Below are 18,212 nucleotides of genomic sequence, written 5' to 3' on the forward strand. Positions count from 1 at the left end.
GAGGACGTGGACGGAAAAATCTTGATCGCGTACGTCACCTCCGGGGTCTACATCATCCTGGGACTGGTGGCCCTTGCCTTGGAACTGTGGGCATTCGTTGATTGCCTGCGCCACCGACCCACCCTGTTTGTGGCCGCTTCCAAGCGGACCAAGACGTTCTGGTTGGCCCTCACCGGCGTGGCTCTCGCCATCGGTGGACTGACGATGCTTACCGGCGGCGGCAGCCTTGGCCTCTTCGGCATCGCCGCAGTCACAGCCTCCTGCGTCTACCTCGCCGATGTCCGGCCGGCAGTCCGCGAGGCTGGCAGCGGCGGAAACCGCAACGTCGGCCCGTACGGACCCTGGTAGACCCAGCCCCTGCTGTATCAGCGCTGGCCCTGCTTTATCAGCGCTGGCCGGGCGCCACCGCGTCCCAGGCCACCGTCATTTCTCCAAGGCGCCACCGCGAAGGGCCATCCTGAAGCGGCCACCCGGCGTCGCGCAGTGAACGGCACATCCCGGTCCAGCGCTGCCTGTTGCCGAACGAAGCCAACGGCGCCGCCTCCAGCCAGGCCTTGTCCATTGCCTGCAGGAACGCGTGGATCGGCTCACCCGGCACGTTCCGGTGAATGAGCGCCTTGGGCAGCCGCTCGGCAACTTCGGAAGGCAGCTCGAAGCTTCCGAACCGGACAGAAAAACTCAGGCTCAGCGGACGCTCCGGATCCAGGGCCACCCAGGTGACACGGCGGCCGATTTCGTCGCACGTGCCGTCAATGAACAGTCCGTTCGGCGCCAGGCGGGACTGCACCAGGGCCCAGATCGCGGCGACGTCCGCTTCTTCATATTGCCGGAGCACGTTGAATGCCCGGACCAGCACGGGATTGCCCGGCACCGGAACTTCGAAACCGCCTACCGAGAAGCTGAGTCCGGGTCTTTCCAGGGCCTTGGCGCTGCGGACACGCTCCGGTTCAATCTCGATTCCACGGACCTGTACATCCGGGCGGACGGCCTGCAGCCGTTCGAAAAGCTCCACGGCGGTGGCCGGCGAGGCGCCATAGCCCAGGTCCACTACCAAAGGCTCGACGGCGGTGCGCAGCCGCCACGCCTGCGGGCCGGCCAGCCAGCGGTCCAGCCGCCGCATCCGGTTGGGGTTGGTGGTGCCGCGGGTAATATTGCCGATCGGTTTGCGTAACGGGTTGCCGCCCCGACTGCGGGGAGAGCCCACCCGTTCCGCCTTTTGCACCACGGCCCCACTTTATCCTGCAAAGCCGGGTCGCTTATGGCCCGTTCGATGGCGCCTGATGGGCCGCGACTGAGCCCTCGTTGCTGTTCGTAACGCCGGGCAGGGCACCGGAGCCCTCGGCTAGGATGAAAACCATGACTTACAAGCTGATTCTGCTGCGCCATGGCCACAGCGAATGGAACGCCAAGAACCTGTTCACCGGTTGGGTGGACGTTGACCTGAACGACCAAGGCCGCAAAGAAGCAGTACGCGGCGGGGAGCTCCTGGTAGAGAACAACATCCTCCCGGATATCCTCTACACCTCCCTGCTGAAGCGTGCCATCAACACGGCCAACATGGCTTTGGACAAGGCCGACCGTGGCTGGATCCCCGTCAAGCGCGACTGGCGCCTCAACGAACGCCACTACGGTGCGTTGCAGGGCAAGGACAAGGCCCAGACCCTCGCCGAATTCGGCGAAGAGCAGTTCATGGAATGGCGCCGCAGCTACGACACACCGCCGCCGCCGCTGTCCGATGACAGCGAGTTCTCCCAGGCGCACGATGTCCGTTACAAGGACCTCGGCGACGCCTTGCCCCGCACCGAATGCCTCAAGGACGTCCTGGTCCGCCTCCTCCCTTACTGGGAATCGGACATCAAGGAAGACCTCAAGGCTGGCAAGACCGTTCTGGTCACGGCCCACGGCAACTCCCTGCGCGCCCTGGTCAAGCACCTGGACGGCATCAGCGACGACGCCATCGCCGGCCTGAACATCCCCACCGGCATCCCGCTGGTTTACGAACTGGACGAGGACTTCCAGCCGATCAAGCCCGGTGGAACCTACCTGGATCCCGACGCAGCTGCTGAAGCTATCCTCGCGGTAGCGAACCAGGGCAAGAAATAGGGCTTCGCGGTTCTTGGCCCCAGACTAACGACGGCGGCCGGTCACCTCAGGTGACCGGCCGCCGTCGTATGTTCTGCGGATGGAGCGTTAGAAGCCCTCAGGCTGCCATTCGCCCGTCACCAGGTAGGTGACCTTGCGGGCAACCGAGACGCCGTGGTCGGCGAAGCGCTCGAAGTAGCGGCTGGCCAAGGCAACATCCACCGTGGTGGCGGGGTTCTCGTTCCATTCGGGGGAGGCAATGGCCTTGAAGACGCTGAGGTGGAGGTCGTCCACGGCGATGTTGATCTTGAGGATGTCGCGGGCGACTTCAAGGTCGCGCGTCTCGAGGAGCTCGATGACCTTCGCGGTGATGTCGATGTCGTGCTGGGCCATGGCCTTGAAGGTCTGGGTCAGCGAAGCAGGAATCACGGTTGCCGGGTAGCGCAAGCGGGCCAGCTGGGCCACGTGGCGGGCGAGGTCGCCCATGCGCTCCAGGGAAGCGCTCATGCGGAGCGAACCCACGATCATGCGGAGGTCGCTGGCCACGGGACCCTGCAATGCCAGGATGTCGATGGCGCGCTCATCAAGGCTGTTCTGCAGGAAATCGATCCTGGCATCTGCCGCAATGACATCCTGTGCAAGGTCCACATCGGCGCCTTCGAAGGACGTCGTGGCCTTCGTGATCGCTTCGTGAACCAGCTTGGAGATCTCGATGAGGTCGTCACCTACCTGGGTGAGCTCCTCCTGAAAAACCTTGCGCACTAAGGCGTCCTTTCCTTGGAAATCCCGAGCCCCCTGAAGGGACAGGACTTCAAAAACATTGGCAGTCCAACCAGTAACTGTGTCAGGGCCCCGTGAACTGTTTGGCACCTTTAGATGAACGTTAGTTGAACCGTCGGCATTTGGCGCCGGATCAATGCTCCGCCCTGATTCCACAGCATAAGCTGGACACGTGGATCCGTTGCTCATAGGTGTCATTGCAGGCCTCGTTGGCTTGTCGCTGGGCGTCTTTGGCATGCTCGCTTTCAGGATCAGCGAACGGCAGCGCAGCATCGTGGACCTCGACGTCGCCGAGCCCCTCCTCCCTGAGGGGGCAGCGGAAGTCCTTGCCGTCGTCGGGCGTGCGTTCGTCGTGGTGGACGCGATCGACGGCGTGGTCCGTGCGAGCCCCGCCGCTTACGCCTACGGGCTGGTCCGCGGCCACACGGTAGTGCATAAGCAGCTCCTGGACATGACCGCCAAGGTCCGCCGCGACGGTGTGATCCTGGAGGAACAATACGAACTTCCCCGGGGGCCGCTCGGCAAAGGCACCATCGTGGTGCAGGTACGGGCCGCCATGCTCGGCTGGGAATATATCGTCCTCCTGGCCGATGACCGGACCGAGATCACTCGCACCGAGGAGATCCGCAACGACTTCGTGGCCAACGTGTCCCACGAACTCAAAACCCCCGTCGGCGCGATCTCGCTCCTGGCCGAGGCCTTGGAAGCATCGCCCGACGACGAAGAAGCGGTGCGCCGCTTCGCCAAGCGCATGCACAAGGAGTCCGGCCGGCTGGCGGCCCTGGTCCAGGACATCATCGAACTCTCTCGGCTCCAGGGCGCCAACGTCGCCCAGCAGGGCCACGCTGTGGACATCAACACGGTGATCACCGAAGCCGTGGACCGTTCGCAGCTTCCCGCCGAGAGCAAGAACATCCAGATCGTGGTGGGCGGCCACTCCGATTCCCTGGTCTTCGGTGACCGCGACCTCCTGGTCACTGCCCTGCGCAACCTGATCGACAACGCCATCCGTTACTCCCCTGAAAACACCCGCGTGGGCGTGGGTGTCCGGACCCGGGAAGGCGTGGTTGCCGTCTCCGTCACGGATCAGGGCGAGGGATTGACGCCCGAGGACCAGGAACGGGTGTTCGAACGCTTCTACCGCGTCGACGCAGCACGTTCGCGGCACACCGGCGGCACCGGCCTTGGCCTCAGCATCGTCAAGCACGTTGTCTCCAACCACGGCGGCGAAGTGACCGTCTGGTCGCAGCCCGGCCAGGGTTCCACCTTCACCATCCGACTGCCCGAGATGGAAGGCCAGGACGACGACGCCGGCCTCCCGCCTTCGGCTGCCACGGCGGCGCTTCCGCCCGGGTCCGCAACGGCTGGTGCCGCCGTCGAACCTGGAATTGCTGCCCGGCAACCCCACCACGTGAACCACCAAGGGGGCGCCACTGGCGCCCGAGAGCAAGGAGCCAGCGCTTGAGCCGGATTTTGATAGTGGAGGACGAAGAGTCCTTCAGCGACCCCCTGTCCTATCTTTTGGGCAAAGAGGGGTTCGACGTCGAGGTAGTGGACAACGGCAGCGATGCCCTGGTGGAGTTCGACCGGAACGGCGCCGACCTCGTCCTCCTCGACCTGCAGCTGCCCGGGACGCCGGGAACAGAGGTGTGCCGCCAGTTGCGCCAACGCTCCAGCGTCCCGGTGATCATGCTGACAGCCAAGGACTCGGAGATCGACAAAGTTGTGGGGCTGGAACTCGGAGCCGACGACTACGTCACCAAGCCGTATTCCTCCCGCGAGTTGGTGGCCCGTGTCCGCGCGGTCCTCCGCCGGCAAGGGGAGCCCGAGGAGCTCATCACCTCCACAGTCCAGGCCGGTCCTGTCCGGATGGACATCGAACGCCATGTGGTCAGTGTCAACGGCGAGCAGGTTTCCCTGCCCTTGAAGGAATTCGAGTTGCTGGAGATGCTGCTCCGGAACTCGGGCCGCGTCCTGACGCGTGGACAGCTCATCGATCGTGTGTGGGGGTCCGACTACGTGGGGGATACCAAGACCCTGGATGTCCACGTGAAGCGCCTGCGCAGCAAGATCGAGCCGGATCCGTCAGCGCCGCGCTATCTGGTGACCGTGCGCGGCCTGGGCTACAAGTTCGAGCCGTAACCCCTGGCGGAGTTTTTGTACAGGTAACGCCCTTTAGAAGCCTTCTAAAGGGCGTTATCCGTACAAAAACTCCAGAGGGGGCAAAAAGGAAGGATCCCGCCGCGGCGGGACCCTTCCTTTGTGTGTTCTTGGCAGGGGCCTTAGTGGCCGGCTGCGGAGCTCGTGGAGGTAGCGGACGGGGTGGCCGAGCTGGTCTCGGTGCCCGTTGCGCCGGGAGTTGCCGAACCGCTCGGGCTGGCCGAAGGGCTGGGGCTCGGGAGGTACTTGGCGTACTCGGGGAGGGTGCCGTCAACCACCGGGACGTTGATCGTGGCGGAGTCGGAGCCGCTGCGGATCGTCACGGGAGTCAGCCCGCCGGGAATGACTCCAGCGCTGCTGAGGATGGCGGGGTCGGCAGCGTCGTTGAGATAAGTCTCGGACATTGCCTTGACCGGGATCTCGGTCTGGGAGCCGTTGGCGCCGCTGATCGACAGCGTGGCGTCGGAGTTCGACTGGTTGAATACCGCACCGATGACGCGGCCAGGCTGGTTTTCGCCGGAAGCAACAATCAGCATGTTGCGCAGCTGCAGCTTGCCGAGGTCGGCCTTGACCCCGTCTGAAGCCGAATACTGGTGCGAAGTCTGCTGGGCGTTGACGAAGCCACAGCCGGTGACGGACAGAAGGCCGACGCCGATTGCAGCGGCCGCAATTGCCAGCTTGCCGCGCTGGACAGTGTTCATCGCAGAAATGCGCACGACACCTACTCCTAGAGTCATTGGAAACTTTTTCAGCCATAGCCTATCGGCAAACGGTCCAAAACAAGGATTCGGGAGGGCTTTGTGGCGGAGTCGGTGGAGAAGTCCGGCCGCTCACACTGGGTGCCTGATGCATCTTTCGGCGAATACGTCAAGAGGTTGGATGAACCCGTTTAAGGCCTGTTTCCCTGTATTGGCGCGGGTGAGGAGGCCTTTGGGTGCCAGTCGTATGCCTTAATCGTGATAGACTAATCTGCGGGAAAGGGGAAAGTCCACATGGTTTTTGAGGTCGGCGAGACAGTAGTTTACCCTCACCACGGTGCAGCAAAAATTGAGGAAATCAAGATGCGCACCATCAAGGGCGAAGAGAAGATGTATCTCAAGCTCAAGGTGGCTCAGGGTGATCTGACCATTGAAGTTCCAGCAGAGAACGTTGACCTTGTTGGGGTCCGGGACGTAGTGGGCAAAGAAGGCTTGGAGCACGTTTTTGACGTTCTCCGCGCCGAGTTCACTGAAGAGCCTACCAACTGGTCACGTCGTTACAAGGCGAACCTGGAGAAGCTTGCTTCCGGCGATGTCATCAAGGTGGCAGAGGTCGTTCGCGATCTTTGGCGCCGCGATCACGATCGCGGCCTTTCGGCAGGCGAGAAGCGAATGCTGGCCAAGGCACGGCAGATTCTGATTTCAGAACTGGCCCTGGCTGAGAAGACGGACGAAGAGAAGGCTGCAAGCGTTCTTGACGAGGTCTTGGCTTCCTAAGAATTGAGCCCCGGTGGTGCGAAAGCGCCGCCGGGTTTCTTTTTGCCACAAATCACCCCTGATGCCTCGCAGTACTCTGGTGACCATGAGTATTCCTTCCAAGCGCGCCGTCACGGCCGTGATCGTGGTTGCCGCCGGCTCCGGTGAGCGGCTCGGCTACGGCATGCCCAAAGCCCAGGTTCCGCTGGGCGGCGAGACCATCCTGATGCACGCCCTGCGCGGAGTTGTTTCGTCCGACGTCGCACGCCAGATCTGCGTAGCCGTGCCCAAGGGCGACACCGTCCTGCGCGAGTCCATCGCGGACTTCACAGTCGACCTGGTGGATGGTGGCCCTGAGGTCACAGTCGTCGACGGCGGTTCCTCCCGCGCGGATTCCGTCCGCGCTGCCCTGGCTGCCTTGGAAGACGGAACGGAATTCGTCCTCGTCCACGACGCAGCCCGGGCGCTCACCCCTGAACGGGTCTTCCAGCGGGTCGCCGATGCGTTGTCGTCCGGCGCCAAGGCGGTCATACCCGCAATGCCGGTGGTGGACACCATCAAGACCGTCGCAGAAACGGATGTCCAGGACGCCTCCATAGCCCCCGAGGTTGTCACCGGCACGGCACCGCGCGAACAGCTCCGCGCCGTCCAAACCCCCCAGGGCTTCGAACTCGCCACCCTGCGGCGGGCACATGAGGCCGCAGAACTCTTTGACGACAAGCAAGCCGCCGCGGTCACCGACGACGCCATGCTGGTGGAACTCCTTGGCGTCCCGGTCCACGCCGTCCGCGGGGCAAGCCAATCCCTCAAGATCACCACGCCGCTGGACCTCATCATCGCCGAAGGCCTCCTGGAAGGCCCCCTTGGGATTCGTTGGGTGGAGGGATAGTGGCCCCGGAAAACATGATCCTGCCACGCACCGGCATCGGGATGGACGTCCACGCCTTCGCGCCAGAAGACGACCCCCAGCCGCTCTGGTTGGGTGGCCTCTTCTGGGAAGGCGAACAGGGACTCTCCGGCCATTCCGACGGCGATTGCGTCGCCCATGCAGCCGCTGATGCGCTATTCTCCGCCAGCGGCATCGGGGATCTTGGCACGCACTTCGGTACGGACCGTCCCGAGTACGCCGGCGCATCGGGCGTCAAACTCCTCGCAGAGGCAGCGCGGCTTGTCCGTGCTGCCGGCTTCGAGATCGGCAACGTAGCTGTGCAGTTCGTGGCCAACCGCCCCAAGTTTGCTCCGCGTCGGGAAGAATCCCAGCGGGTCCTCTCCGAAGCCGCCAACGCTCCCGTGACCGTCACGGCCACCACCAGCGACGGATTGGGCTTCACCGGACGTGGAGAGGGCATCTCTGCCGTCGCCACAGCATTGGTCTACCCGATGCCTGGCCACGAGGTACCCGCCGCAGTGCCTGGGCCCGCGAAACGGGCGCCGCATGCGTAAGTCAGGTGCCGGCGTCGTGCGTTCCGCTGTCCTGCTGCCGGCGGCCCTGGCGGCCGCGCTCCTGCTGGGCGGTTGTGCCGGGACGCCGAAGATGGACGTGAAAGCCAGCTGCGATTTCCTCAACAACGACGCCTTCAAACCGGACGGCAACCAGCAGCAGCAATCCAAGCAGATCGCTGAGCATTACCACCAGATCGCGGACAAGCTGGCTCCGGAGATCGGCGACCCCATCAAGGAGATGGCCGCGATCATGGATAAGGCTGCAGCGTCGTCGCTGGGCGCGGCCACCCAGGAGCAGCAGGAAAAACTCAAGGTGCAGTTCAATAAGATCGGCGAATACTGCAAGTAGGCAGGTCACGCCGCGTCATCGGCTAATCTGGAGCGGTGACCCTGCGCTTTTATGACACCGCTTCCGCCGAAGTCCGCGACTTCGTTCCCCTCGAAGACGGCAAGGCCAGCGTGTACTACTGCGGGGCCACCGTCCAGGGAATGCCCCACGTGGGCCACGTGCGGTCCGCGATCGCCTTCGACCAGCTGACCCGTTGGCTCGAATTCCGTGGCCTCCGTGTCACCGTGGTGCGCAACGTCACCGACATCGACGACAAGATCCTGGCCAAGTCCGCCCAGTCGTTCGGCCCGGACTGGGACGCCGAACCCTCCGCACGGCAGAACGAAGAATGGTGGGCCCTGGCCTACCGCTACGAGCAGGAATTCGAGAACGCCTACGAATCCCTCGGCGTCCAAAGCCCCACCTACGAGCCGCGGGCCACCGGACACATCCCGGAAATGCACGCGCTCATCCAGCGCCTCATCGACCGGGGCCACGCCTACCCCGCGCCGGACGACTCGGGCGATGTCTACTTCGACGTGCGCTCGTGGAGCAAGTACGGCTCCCTGACGCGGCAGAACATCGACGACATGCAGGGCGCCCCCGACGTCGAAGCCCAGTTCGTCAGCAGGAAGCGCGATCCCCGCGACTTCGCACTGTGGAAGGGCTACAAGGAAGGCGAACCGGAGTCCGCGAGCTGGGCGTCGCCGTGGGGTGCGGGCCGTCCGGGCTGGCACCTTGAATGCTCCGCGATGGTCACCAAGTACCTTGGTGCGCGCTTCGACATCCACGGCGGGGGATTGGACCTGCGCTTCCCGCACCACGAGAACGAGATGGCCCAGTCGCAGGCCGCCGGCGACGAATTCGCCAACTTCTGGATGCACAACGGCATGGTCACGTACGAGGGCGAAAAGATGTCCAAGTCCATCGGCAACACCGTGAGCCCGGCAGAGATGCTCGACCTCGCCTCACCGCGGGTCGTCCGCTACTACCTCGGCCAGGCACACTACCGCTCGGTGCTCGATTACCGGCCCACGTCGCTGCAGGAGGCCGCGGCCGCCGTCGAACGTATTGACGGATTCATCTCGAAAGCGTCCGCCAAAGTTCCCCGCAGGTCAGGCGCGGACGTGGCACCGCAGGCCAACATGCCCGCCGCGTTCACTGCTGCCATGGATGACGACCTCAACGTCCCGCAAGCCCTCGGCGTGCTGCACGAAACCGTCCGCGCGGGCAACACAGCCCTCGCCAGCGGTGACCTGGACGGCGCCAAGGCGGCCCTCTACAGCGTGCTGTCCATGACCGAGGTGCTGGGGCTGGACGCAGTGAAGCAACCCGAAGCCGTACAGGGCCGTGAGCATGCGGCGCTGAAGGTCCTCGTGGACGCACAGCTCCAGGCCCGCGCTGCCGCAAGGGCCAACAAGGACTGGGCAGCCTCCGACGCGATCCGCGACACACTCGCCGCCGCCGGCGTCGTCGTCGAAGATGGTGCGGACGGGGCCACCTGGAGCCTCAAACGCGACTGACAAACGGGCGCTGCGGCCGAATTGCATCGGGTCAGTAGACTTGATTCCAGACTTACTCACAAAATCAAGGATGGAATCTCATGGCCAACAATGGTCGCCGGTCGGTCAAGAACAAGAAGGGCCCCTCCACCGGAACCGGTGGCCATGGCCGCAAGGCCCTGGAAGGCAAGGGTCCCACGCCCAAGGCGGAGGACCGCACCTACCACAAGGCGTACAAGAACAAGCAGCTCGCTGAACGCTCGGCCGCCAAGCGCGGACCGGCACGTCCGGGCGGCGCCGGCGCCCGCTCCGGCCCCAAGGGCCGCGCCACCGAGGAACTGGTCACCGGCCGTAACTCCGTGGTCGAAGCCCTGCGTGCCGGCATCCCTGCCAAGGCACTGCACGTAGCCATCCGGATTGAAATGGATGACCGCGTCAAGGAGTCCCTCAAGCTCGCTGCCGAGCGCGGCATCCCGCTGCTGGAAACCGGCAAGCCCGAGCTGGACCGCATGACAGAGGACGCCGTCCACCAAGGACTCGTGCTGCAGATCCCGCCGTACGAATACGAGGACGCCTACGACCTCGCCGAGCAGACCCTCGCCAAGTGGAAGAAGGGGCACATCTCCAATGCGCCGATCTTCGTGGCTTTGGACGGCATTACCGATCCCCGCAACCTCGGCGCCATCATCCGCTCCGTCTCCGCGTTCAGCGGGCACGGCGTGATCGTACCCGAGCGTCGTTCCGTGGGCGTCACCGCGTCCGCATGGAAGACCAGCGCCGGTGCCGCTGTCCGCGTACCGGTGGCCCGCGCGTCGAACCTCAACAACGCGCTCAAGCAGTTCAAGAACATGGGCATCTACGTCCTTGGACTGGACGGCGAAGGCGACGTCTCGCTTCCCGACCTCACGGTCGCCACCGAACCGGTCTGCATCGTGGTTGGTTCCGAAGGCAAGGGCCTCAGCAGGCTCGTGCGCGAAAACTGCGACCAGATCGTCTCCATCCCGATCGACTCCGCCATGGAGTCTCTCAACGCATCCATGGCCGTCGGCATCTCGCTGTACGAAGTGTCGAGGCAACGCTCCGCCCAGTAAGCAGTGCCCAAGGCGGTGGTCGCAGACGCGACCGCCGCCTTTCGCATGCCCGATGCTTCCTCACGTTCCGCGTGCTTGAGCCTGATGCTTGCTCACGTTCCGCGTGCTTGAGCCTGATGCTTGCTCATGTTCCGCGTGCTTGAGCCTGATGCTTGCTCATGTTCCGCGTGCTTGAGCCTGATGCTTGCTCATGTTCCGCGTGCTTGAGCCTGATGCTTGCTCACGTTCCGCGTGCTTGAGCCTGATGCTTCCTCACGTTCCGGGTGTTTGGGCCGGTCGCTTGCTCACGTTCCGCGTGCTTGAGCCTGATGCTTGCTCATGTTCCGCGTGCTTGAGCCTGATGCTTGCTCACGTTCTCACCCTTTAGGCCGCTCTGGAATCACGACGGCGACAGCGGCCTCGGTTTGTCCACCCGCCTGAGCGCCAATCGCGCGGACGTAGACCGCCTGGCGTCCTGCCTTTTAGCGGTTCGATTCCTGACCGCGAATAGACCAAAGGCAGCATTGGCCCCACAGCCAAAAGTTGAGGGAGGGTTGGCGGGAAGCCTTAGGGATGTGAGTGAGCGTCGATGTGAAGCACGGGGGATGTGAGTGAGTGTCGATGTGAAGCACGGCGGATGTGAGGGAGGGTCGGCGGGAAGCCTTAGGGATGTGAGCGAGGGTCAGAAGTCGCGGCGGTTGGCCAGGACGGGGAGCTTCTGCCGGGCGTCGTCCACGACTGCGGCATCGAGGTCGGCGAAGATCAGGCCCGGCTCACCTTCGAGGGCTTCCAGAACCTGGCCGAAGGGGGACACGACGGCGGAGTACCCGACTCCCGTGGGGGCGGCACCCTTGGCTTCAATTCCCTGAGTGGCTGGATCACCCTGGCCGCAGGCGAGGACGAACGTAGTGGTGTCCACTGCGCGGGCACGTGCCAGGAGCTGCCACTGATCGGCCTTCCCCGGACCAGCTCCCCAGGACGCCGAAACGATGTTCACCACGGCACCGCGCTGGGCGTTGGCAGTGAACAGGGCGGGGAAACGGATGTCGTAGCAGGTGGCCAAACCAAAGGTGAGGCCGCCGGCGTCGAACGTCACGGGTTCTGTACCGGCCTCAACGGTGTCCGATTCAGCGAAGCCGAACGCATCGAAAAGGTGGATCTTGTCGTAGCTGGCGTCGACGCCGGGCCCGGTGGCGAGAAGGGTGTTGCGCACGCGCGGCGCCCCGGACTCCGCAGCAGCGCCGGGCGTGAACATGCCCGCCACGATGACCAGCTGCAGTTCCTCGGCGATGGCACGGACACGGCCTGCCCAGGGACCGTCCAGCGGTTCCGCGATGTCCAACAGTGAATTGCCGAACGCGCGCATCATCGCCTCGGGGAAGACCACCAGGCCGGCCCCACCATCCTTGGCCCGTCGCGCGTACTCCTCCAGGAGACGCAGGTTTTCGGCCAGGTCGCGGCCTGAGATGACTTGGGCGAGTGCCACGCGCACGATAGAACCTCCACTTCTCTGCCTCCCAGTATGCCAAGGAACACAAAATCGCTGCCTCGAACGTCGTCATATGGGCTGCGGGCACTGCACATACCGGGCGTGGAACTAAACTTGCCTTCAATGGTTATGCCTATCTTTGACACAGCAGCTGCCGTCGACGCGTCGCGGCCACGACCCCTCGGACTGAGCACGCCCCAGCCCGGTCTTACGGATGCGGAGAGAACGCAAAACCAGGAAGTAAACGTCGCAGTCTTCGCACCGGACCTGGAACGGGTGGAGATCGTGTTCCAAGCGCCGGGCGAACCGTGGCGCGCCCGGATACTTCCCAACATCGAAGACGACGTGCATTTCGGGCTGGTGGGCGGCTTCCCTCCGGGCACGCGCTATGGTTTCCGCGCGGCGCCCTTGGAAGACGTGCTGCCCATGTCGGTTCCGGCGCTGGACCCGGATGACGACGGCGGACAGCGGCTCCTGCTCGATCCCTACGGTCGCGCCGTGGATCAGCATGGCGAGTTCCTGACGAGTGTCCACGTGGACACCGGCTTTGACTGGGGTGAGGACAAACCGCCCCGGACCCCCATGCGGACTTCGGTCATTTATGAGGCCCACGTCCGCGGCCAGACGATGCTTCACCCGGAAATTCCCGAGCACCTCCGCGGCACGTATGCCGGGATGGCGCACCCTGTGATGATCCAGCACCTCACCGAGCTGGGCATTACCGCCGTGCAGCTGCTGCCCATCCATTTCCACTTGGATGAATCGCACCTCCAGGACCTTGGCATGACCAATTACTGGGGTTACAACACGGCGGCCTTTTTCGCCCCGCATTCGGACTACGCCACGGAAGCTGCCCGCAACGCAGGTCCCCACGCTGTGCAGGACGAACTCAAGGGCATGGTCAAGCTCCTGCACGCGGCCGGGATCGAAGTCATCCTGGACGTGGTCTATAACCACACTGCCGAGGCCGGTCCTGACGGGCCGGCGCTGAGCTTCCGGGGACTCGGGGAGAAACGCTACTACCGTCATGACGCGCATGGCCGTTACCTGGACACCACTGGCTGCGGCAACACCTTGGATTTCAGCGACCCCGTAGTGGTGGACCTCGCGCTGGACTCGTTGCGTTACTGGGTCAACGAGTTCCACGTGGACGGATTCCGCTTCGACCTCGCCGTGACCTTGTGCCGTGACGCCGGAAACACCTTCGATCCCCAGCACCCCTTCCTGCAGGCCATCGCCGAGGATCCGGTGTTGTCGGCAGTCAAACTCATCTCCGAGCCCTGGGACGTGGGCTACGGCGGCTGGCAGACGGGCCGGTTCCCGCAGGGATGGTCGGACTGGAATGACCATTTCCGGGATGGCGTCCGCAGCTTCTGGCTTTCGGACCGCGCGGCCATCGAAGCCGGTGGCCAAGGAGGGTCGGTGGCGTCGTTGGCTGAGCTGATGGCCGGTTCCGCGAACCTCTTTGCGTCCTCTGGCCGCACCCGGCTGGCGTCGGTGAACTTCATCACGGCCCACGACGGCTTCACCCTCAAAGACCTTGTCAGTTACGACCGCAAGCACAATGAGGCCAACGGCGAGCAGAACCGTGATGGTCACGGCGACAACCGCAGCTACAACCACGGTGTGGAAGGCCGCAGCGAGAACGAGGCCATTGTGGCGGCGCGGGCGTTGTCCATCCGGAATTTGATGGCCACGCTGCTGATTTCAATCGGCGTGCCCATGATCACTGCCGGCGACGAACTCGGCCGCACCCAGCAGGGCAACAACAATGCCTACTGCCAGGACAACCCGACGGCATGGCTTGACTGGAGCCGCACACAGGAAGCCAACGCCATGTTCCGGACCACCCGGGAGCTTGTCAGGCTCCGCCGCTGGTTCCTTCGGCACCAGCCCGAGAGCTTTCCGGGCCAGGCCAACAATTCAAGCCTTCAGTGGTTTGATGACAAGGGCAAGCGGATGACACCGGCACGCTGGAACGATCCGGGCGTTCGTGCGGTCCAGCTGTTGATGGGTCACGAGGACAGCGAAATCCGTGGCCTGATCGTCGTGAACGGCAGCAACCAGGACGTGAAGATGGTGCTTCCGGAGATCCTGAGTGAAACAGGGATCGGCAAGCGCATGTTCGAACTCCGGTTCACCACGTCGGTGCTGCACGACCGCCGGAAGGGCGCGTTGGTTGCCTCCGGGGAGCGGGATATCCTGCAAGCCAATACGATCAACATTTACCGCACGTAGGCACCAACCACACAGGAGAACTCCGCATGAACCGCAGCCGCAGCAAACTCGTGGCATTCGCGGGTTTGGTGATCGCCGTCGTCGTGCTGGTGGTCGCGATGGTGGGTGGAGGCGCGCTGACGGCGCCCTCTTCCACACCAGGGGGCGGCGTCCAAACCACGACGCCGTCCGCAGGCTTGGTGCCGACCTCACCCGCCGCCGTGCCAAGCCGGACGACGGCGGCGGCAGCTGTGGAGAACCCGTCGGGCCTGCCGTCGATCAATGCCTCCCAACTGCCGAAGGAAGCCCGCCAAACCCTGGCCCTCATCGCCAAAGGCGGCCCGTATCCCTACGACCGGGACGGCGTGAACTTCGGCAACTTCGAGGGCCTGCTGCCCAAGAAGTCCGGCGGCTTTTACAAGGAGTACACCGTGCCCACCCCGGGAGAGTCGGATCGCGGCGCACGGCGGATCATTGTTGGCAAGGACGCTGCGAAGTACTACACGCCGGATCATTACGAGTCGTTCAAGTTCATCGTCGAGGACAAATAGTCGAAGACAACAGAGGAGCCCATGAAGATCTACTCAGCCGACACCTGGACCATGGAGGAACTGCAGGAGCAGGTATCCGACGCAGGCCGCAGGACAGTACTGGTCCCACCCGCAACCACCAAGCAGACAGTCCTTGAGGTCTTCGGCCAGGTCCTGGATTTCCCCGAGTACTACGGCGTGAACCTGGACGCCCTGAACGATTCCCTCCACGACTACGCGGACGCCCTCTCCGAGGACGACGGCAGCCCCGTCACGATGATCTGGCAGGTCCCCGCGGCATACCGCACGGATCGCTCCTTCGGTGTCGTCTGCGAGATCCTGCAAGACGCAGAGCGCTACGCCGGCCGCGACCTGGCAGTCATTGCGGTGTTCGAAAACTAACCCGCGAACCCGCCCGGGTCCTGCGGGCCCCACTGGGCAACAGCGGTCCGGCAGCGCTCGTCAAAGCGACGAAGGAGCAGCGCGCAGCGGATCAGTGTTGCCCAGCGGGTCACCGACGTCATTGCGCTTAGGCGTTCGCGATCAGCCCCAGTTCAGCTTTGGATGCAAGCGCGCTGTGCTTCGGGAACACGCGGACGGTGTAGCCGAACGAGCCCGAACGGTTGATGACCAGCGAGCCGTTGAAGAGGTGCCGCCCGTTGCCGAGGTCCTCTACGGAGTCCAGTTCCGCCACTACGATGTCTTCGAGTTCGTCGGATTCCTCGGCGCGGCCGAAGGCCACTTCCACGGAGACGTCGTCCGGAGTGAGGTTGTTCAGGGCGACGTAGGCGTTGACCTGGAGGCTGTCGCCGACCTGGGGTTCCTCGGAAACACCGACGGAGTCCACGTGTTCCACTACGACCTCGGGCCATGCACTGCGCACCTTGGACGTCCAGGCTGCGAGCTCCTTGGCTTCCTTGAATGATTCCGCAACCGCCCGGCGTCCGGAGACGGCGGCGGGGCAGTAGAGGTTGTTGACGTAGTCGTGCAGCATCCGCTCGGCGGAGACGGCCGGGCCGAGGTTGGCGAGGGTGTGCTTGATCATGGACACCCAGTGGGTCGGCACGGTTTCCTGGCTGGACTCGGACGGGCCTGCTGCTCCGGCGCCCTGGGCGACGGTGGTGCCGTAGAAGCGTGGTGCCACTTGGGTTTCCAGGAGCTCGTACAGTGCCGAGGCCTCGATGTCGTCGCGTTCGTCGGCGGATGCGCCGTTGTTGGCCGTCGGGATGGCCCAGCCGTTTTCGCCGTCGTACATTTCATCCCACCAGCCGTCCAGGACGGAGAGGTTGAGGGAGCCGTTGATGGCGGCCTTCATGCCGGACGTGCCGCAGGCTTCGAGCGGGCGCAGCGGGTTGTTGAGCCAGACGTCGCAGCCGGGGAACAGGGTGCGTGCCATGGCGATGTCGTAGTTCGGCAGGAACACGATCCGGTGCCGGACCTCGGGGTCGTCGGTGAAGCGGACCAGGTCCTGGATCATCTTCTTGCCGGCGTCGTCGGCAGGGTGTGACTTGCCGGCGATGACCAGCTGGATGGGATGCTTCGGATCCAGCAGCAGGGCCTTCAACCGGGCGGGGTCGCGCAGCATGAGGGTGAGCCTCTTGTACGTGGGTACCCGGCGTGCGAAGCCGATGGTGAGTACGTCCGGATCCAGGACGGAGTCCGTCCAACCGAGCTCGGCATCGGCGGCGCCGCGCTTTTTCCACGAAGCCCGGAGCCGGCGTCGGACGTCCTCGATGAGCTGTGCCCGCAGTTCGCGCCGGAGGCTCCAGACGTCTTCGTCGCTGACGTTGTAGGCCAGGTCCCAGCGTCCCATCGCCTCAGCTTCGGCGCCGAACTGGTGCCGGGCCAGGGAGGAGATCCGCGGGTCCACCCAGGTGGGGACGTGGACGCCGTTGGTTACGGAGGTGATGGGAATTTCGGAATGGTCGAATCCCGGCCACAGTCCGGAGAACATTTCGCGGGAGACCACGCCGTGGAGCTTTGCCACACCGTTGGCGCGCTGCGCCAGACGCAGGCCCATCACGGCCATGTTGAACACGGAGGGGTTGCCGCCGTCGTAGTTTTCGCGGCCGAGTTCCAGGATGCGTTCGGTGGGGACGGCAGGTGCCAGTCCGGCGTCGAAGAAGTGCTTGATCTGGAGGGACTCAAAACGGTCGATCCCGGCCGGCACCGGCGTGTGCGTCGTGAAGACGGTGGACGCACGGCCGGCAGCGAGGGCTTCGTCCCAAGTGAGGGGCTCGTTGGCGTCGGACATGGCTTCCTGGATGCGTTCGATCCCCAGGAACCCTGCGTGGCCTTCGTTGGTGTGGAAGACCTCGGGCGCGGGCGTGCCGGTGAGTGCCTGGTAGACGCGCAGGGCCTTGACCCCGCCCATGCCCAGCAGGAGTTCCTGCTGCAGGCGGTGGTCGCCGCCGCCGCCGTAGAGGCGGTCGGTGATGCCGCGGGCGGCTTCATCGTTCGACGGGACGTTGGAGTCCAGCAGCAGCAGCGGAACGCGTCCGACGTCGGCACGCCACACGTGCGCGTGCAGCTCGCGGCCGTTGGGCAGCGGGAGGGAGATCTGCACCGGCTTGCCTTGGGCGCCGTCCTTGGCCGGGTGGCGGAGCAGGGTCAGGGGGAGACCATCGGGGTCCAGCACGGGGTAGGTTTCCTGCTGCCATGCATCGCGGGACAGTGACTGCTTGAAGTAGCCGGCCTGGTAGAGGAGCCCGACGCCGATCAGGGGCACACCGAGGTCGGAGGCGGCTTTGAGGTGGTCGCCGGCGAGGATGCCGAGGCCGCCGGAGTACTGCGGGAGAACTTCGGTGATGCCGAATTCGGGGGAGAAGTAGGCGATGCAAGCCGGCGCATCTTCGCCGAGGCCCTGGTACCAGCGCGGCTCGCTGAGGTAGCGGTCCAGGTCGGCTGCGGCGTGCTGTACGCGGTCCACTACCTCGCCGTTGTTTGCCAGGTCCTGTAGCTGCTCGCGGCTGATTGATCCCAGGAGAGCGATGGGGTCGTGCTGCGAGGCCTCCCAAAGAGCCGGGTTAAGGCTCGCGAAAAGTTCCCTCGTTGGCCGGTGCCAGGACCAGCGCAAATTGGTCGCCAATCGGGCCAGCGGCCGGATGGGCTCGGGGAGGACGGTACGGACTGTAAACCTTCGAATAGCCTTCACGAG

Annotated in this window: 18 protein-coding genes; 13 read left to right on the forward strand and 5 right to left on the reverse strand. The window is 64.4% G+C overall.

The annotated features are described in order from the left end of the window. Positions 1-6: 6 nt before the first annotated feature. Positions 7-348: a DUF2516 family protein gene (locus tag ACNAOU_RS04170; protein WP_018777902.1), complete on the forward strand. Its 342-nt coding sequence runs from the start codon at positions 7-9 to the stop codon at positions 346-348. Between the two features lie 37 nt (positions 349-385). On the opposite strand, the gene ACNAOU_RS04175 is transcribed toward ACNAOU_RS04170, so the two are convergent. Continuing rightward, a complete protein-coding gene (locus tag ACNAOU_RS04175; RefSeq protein WP_018777901.1) occupies positions 386-1,225 on the reverse strand; it encodes a hypothetical protein in 840 nt (279 codons plus the stop codon). 131 nt (positions 1,226-1,356) lie between these two features. Between ACNAOU_RS04175 and ACNAOU_RS04180 the strand changes: the two genes are divergently transcribed. Continuing rightward, on the forward strand, positions 1,357-2,103 hold the full coding sequence (locus ACNAOU_RS04180) for a phosphoglyceromutase (protein ID WP_018777900.1): 747 nt from the start codon (positions 1,357-1,359) through the stop codon (positions 2,101-2,103). Positions 2,104-2,190: 87 nt separating this feature from the next. On the opposite strand, the gene phoU is transcribed toward ACNAOU_RS04180, so the two are convergent. Further along, positions 2,191-2,844, reverse strand: a complete 654-nt coding sequence (phoU, locus tag ACNAOU_RS04185; RefSeq protein WP_018777899.1) for a phosphate signaling complex protein PhoU — start codon at positions 2,842-2,844, stop codon at positions 2,191-2,193. A gap of 199 nt (positions 2,845-3,043) precedes the next feature. On the opposite strand from phoU, the gene ACNAOU_RS04190 reads away from it, so the two are divergent. Together ACNAOU_RS04190 and ACNAOU_RS04195 are read left to right on the forward strand one after the other, a co-directional pair. After that, a complete protein-coding gene (locus ACNAOU_RS04190) occupies positions 3,044-4,327 on the forward strand; it encodes an ATP-binding protein (RefSeq protein ID WP_231375235.1) in 1,284 nt (427 codons plus the stop codon). Next, the gene (locus tag ACNAOU_RS04195; RefSeq protein WP_020608526.1) at positions 4,324-5,004 is read left to right on the forward strand and encodes a response regulator transcription factor; all 681 of its coding nucleotides are present in this window, start codon (positions 4,324-4,326) and stop codon (positions 5,002-5,004) included. Before ACNAOU_RS04190 ends, ACNAOU_RS04195 begins: the two co-directional genes overlap by 4 nt. A gap of 140 nt (positions 5,005-5,144) precedes the next feature. Here ACNAOU_RS04195 and ACNAOU_RS04200 read toward each other — a convergent pair whose 3' ends face one another. Beyond that, on the reverse strand, positions 5,145-5,723 hold the full coding sequence (locus ACNAOU_RS04200) for a hypothetical protein (protein WP_018777897.1): 579 nt from the start codon (positions 5,721-5,723) through the stop codon (positions 5,145-5,147). A 291-nt stretch (positions 5,724-6,014) separates the two neighbouring features. Here ACNAOU_RS04200 and ACNAOU_RS04205 point away from each other — a divergent pair, with 291 nt between their 5' ends. The 6 genes from ACNAOU_RS04205 (at position 6,015) to rlmB (ending at position 10,840) form a co-directional block, all read left to right on the forward strand. After that, complete coding sequence (locus ACNAOU_RS04205) at positions 6,015-6,497, forward strand: CarD family transcriptional regulator (protein WP_011690592.1); 483 nt, start codon at positions 6,015-6,017, stop codon at positions 6,495-6,497. An 85-nt stretch (positions 6,498-6,582) separates the two neighbouring features. Next, on the forward strand, positions 6,583-7,365 hold the full coding sequence (ispD, locus tag ACNAOU_RS04210) for a 2-C-methyl-D-erythritol 4-phosphate cytidylyltransferase (RefSeq protein WP_039239785.1): 783 nt from the start codon (positions 6,583-6,585) through the stop codon (positions 7,363-7,365). A 14-nt stretch (positions 7,366-7,379) separates the two neighbouring features. Next, positions 7,380-7,919, forward strand: coding sequence for a 2-C-methyl-D-erythritol 2,4-cyclodiphosphate synthase (gene ispF, locus ACNAOU_RS04215; RefSeq protein WP_422758659.1), 540 nt, complete (start codon positions 7,380-7,382; stop codon positions 7,917-7,919). Continuing rightward, positions 7,912-8,268 carry a hypothetical protein gene (locus tag ACNAOU_RS04220; protein WP_018777893.1) on the forward strand — a complete coding sequence of 119 codons (357 nt, stop codon included), beginning with the start codon at positions 7,912-7,914 and terminating at the stop codon, positions 8,266-8,268. The genes ispF and ACNAOU_RS04220 overlap by 8 nt, the downstream gene beginning before the upstream one ends. 35 nt (positions 8,269-8,303) lie before the next feature. Then, complete coding sequence (cysS, locus tag ACNAOU_RS04225) at positions 8,304-9,770, forward strand: cysteine--tRNA ligase (RefSeq protein ID WP_018777892.1); 1,467 nt, start codon at positions 8,304-8,306, stop codon at positions 9,768-9,770. A gap of 80 nt (positions 9,771-9,850) precedes the next feature. Beyond that, on the forward strand, positions 9,851-10,840 hold the full coding sequence (gene rlmB / locus ACNAOU_RS04230; protein ID WP_422758110.1) for a 23S rRNA (guanosine(2251)-2'-O)-methyltransferase RlmB: 990 nt from the start codon (positions 9,851-9,853) through the stop codon (positions 10,838-10,840). 661 nt (positions 10,841-11,501) lie between these two features. On the opposite strand, the gene ACNAOU_RS04235 is transcribed toward rlmB, so the two are convergent. Next, positions 11,502-12,311 (reverse strand): carbon-nitrogen hydrolase family protein, encoded by an 810-nt coding sequence (locus ACNAOU_RS04235; protein ID WP_189076104.1) that lies wholly within the window; start codon positions 12,309-12,311, stop codon positions 11,502-11,504. 120 nt (positions 12,312-12,431) lie between these two features. On the opposite strand from ACNAOU_RS04235, the gene glgX reads away from it, so the two are divergent. Genes glgX through ACNAOU_RS04250 form a run of 3 tightly spaced genes read left to right on the forward strand, consistent with a single transcriptional unit; the run spans position 12,432 to position 15,457 of the window. After that, entirely contained in the window at positions 12,432-14,546 is a 2,115-nt protein-coding gene (gene glgX / locus ACNAOU_RS04240) for a glycogen debranching protein GlgX (protein WP_039239791.1), read from the forward strand. Between the two features lie 26 nt (positions 14,547-14,572). Further along, entirely contained in the window at positions 14,573-15,076 is a 504-nt protein-coding gene (locus ACNAOU_RS04245) for a ribonuclease domain-containing protein (RefSeq protein ID WP_354627909.1), read from the forward strand. 21 nt (positions 15,077-15,097) lie between these two features. After that, entirely contained in the window at positions 15,098-15,457 is a 360-nt protein-coding gene (locus ACNAOU_RS04250; RefSeq protein ID WP_039239795.1) for a barstar family protein, read from the forward strand. A 127-nt stretch (positions 15,458-15,584) separates the two neighbouring features. Here the strand turns inward: ACNAOU_RS04250 and glgP are convergent, their stop codons facing one another. Continuing rightward, complete coding sequence (gene glgP / locus ACNAOU_RS04255) at positions 15,585-18,209, reverse strand: alpha-glucan family phosphorylase (protein ID WP_422758111.1); 2,625 nt, start codon at positions 18,207-18,209, stop codon at positions 15,585-15,587. Positions 18,210-18,212 lie beyond the last annotated feature (3 nt).

The organism is Paenarthrobacter sp. C1 (genome assembly GCF_049315185.1).
GTDB classification, from domain to species: domain Bacteria; phylum Actinomycetota; class Actinomycetes; order Actinomycetales; family Micrococcaceae; genus Arthrobacter; species Arthrobacter nicotinovorans.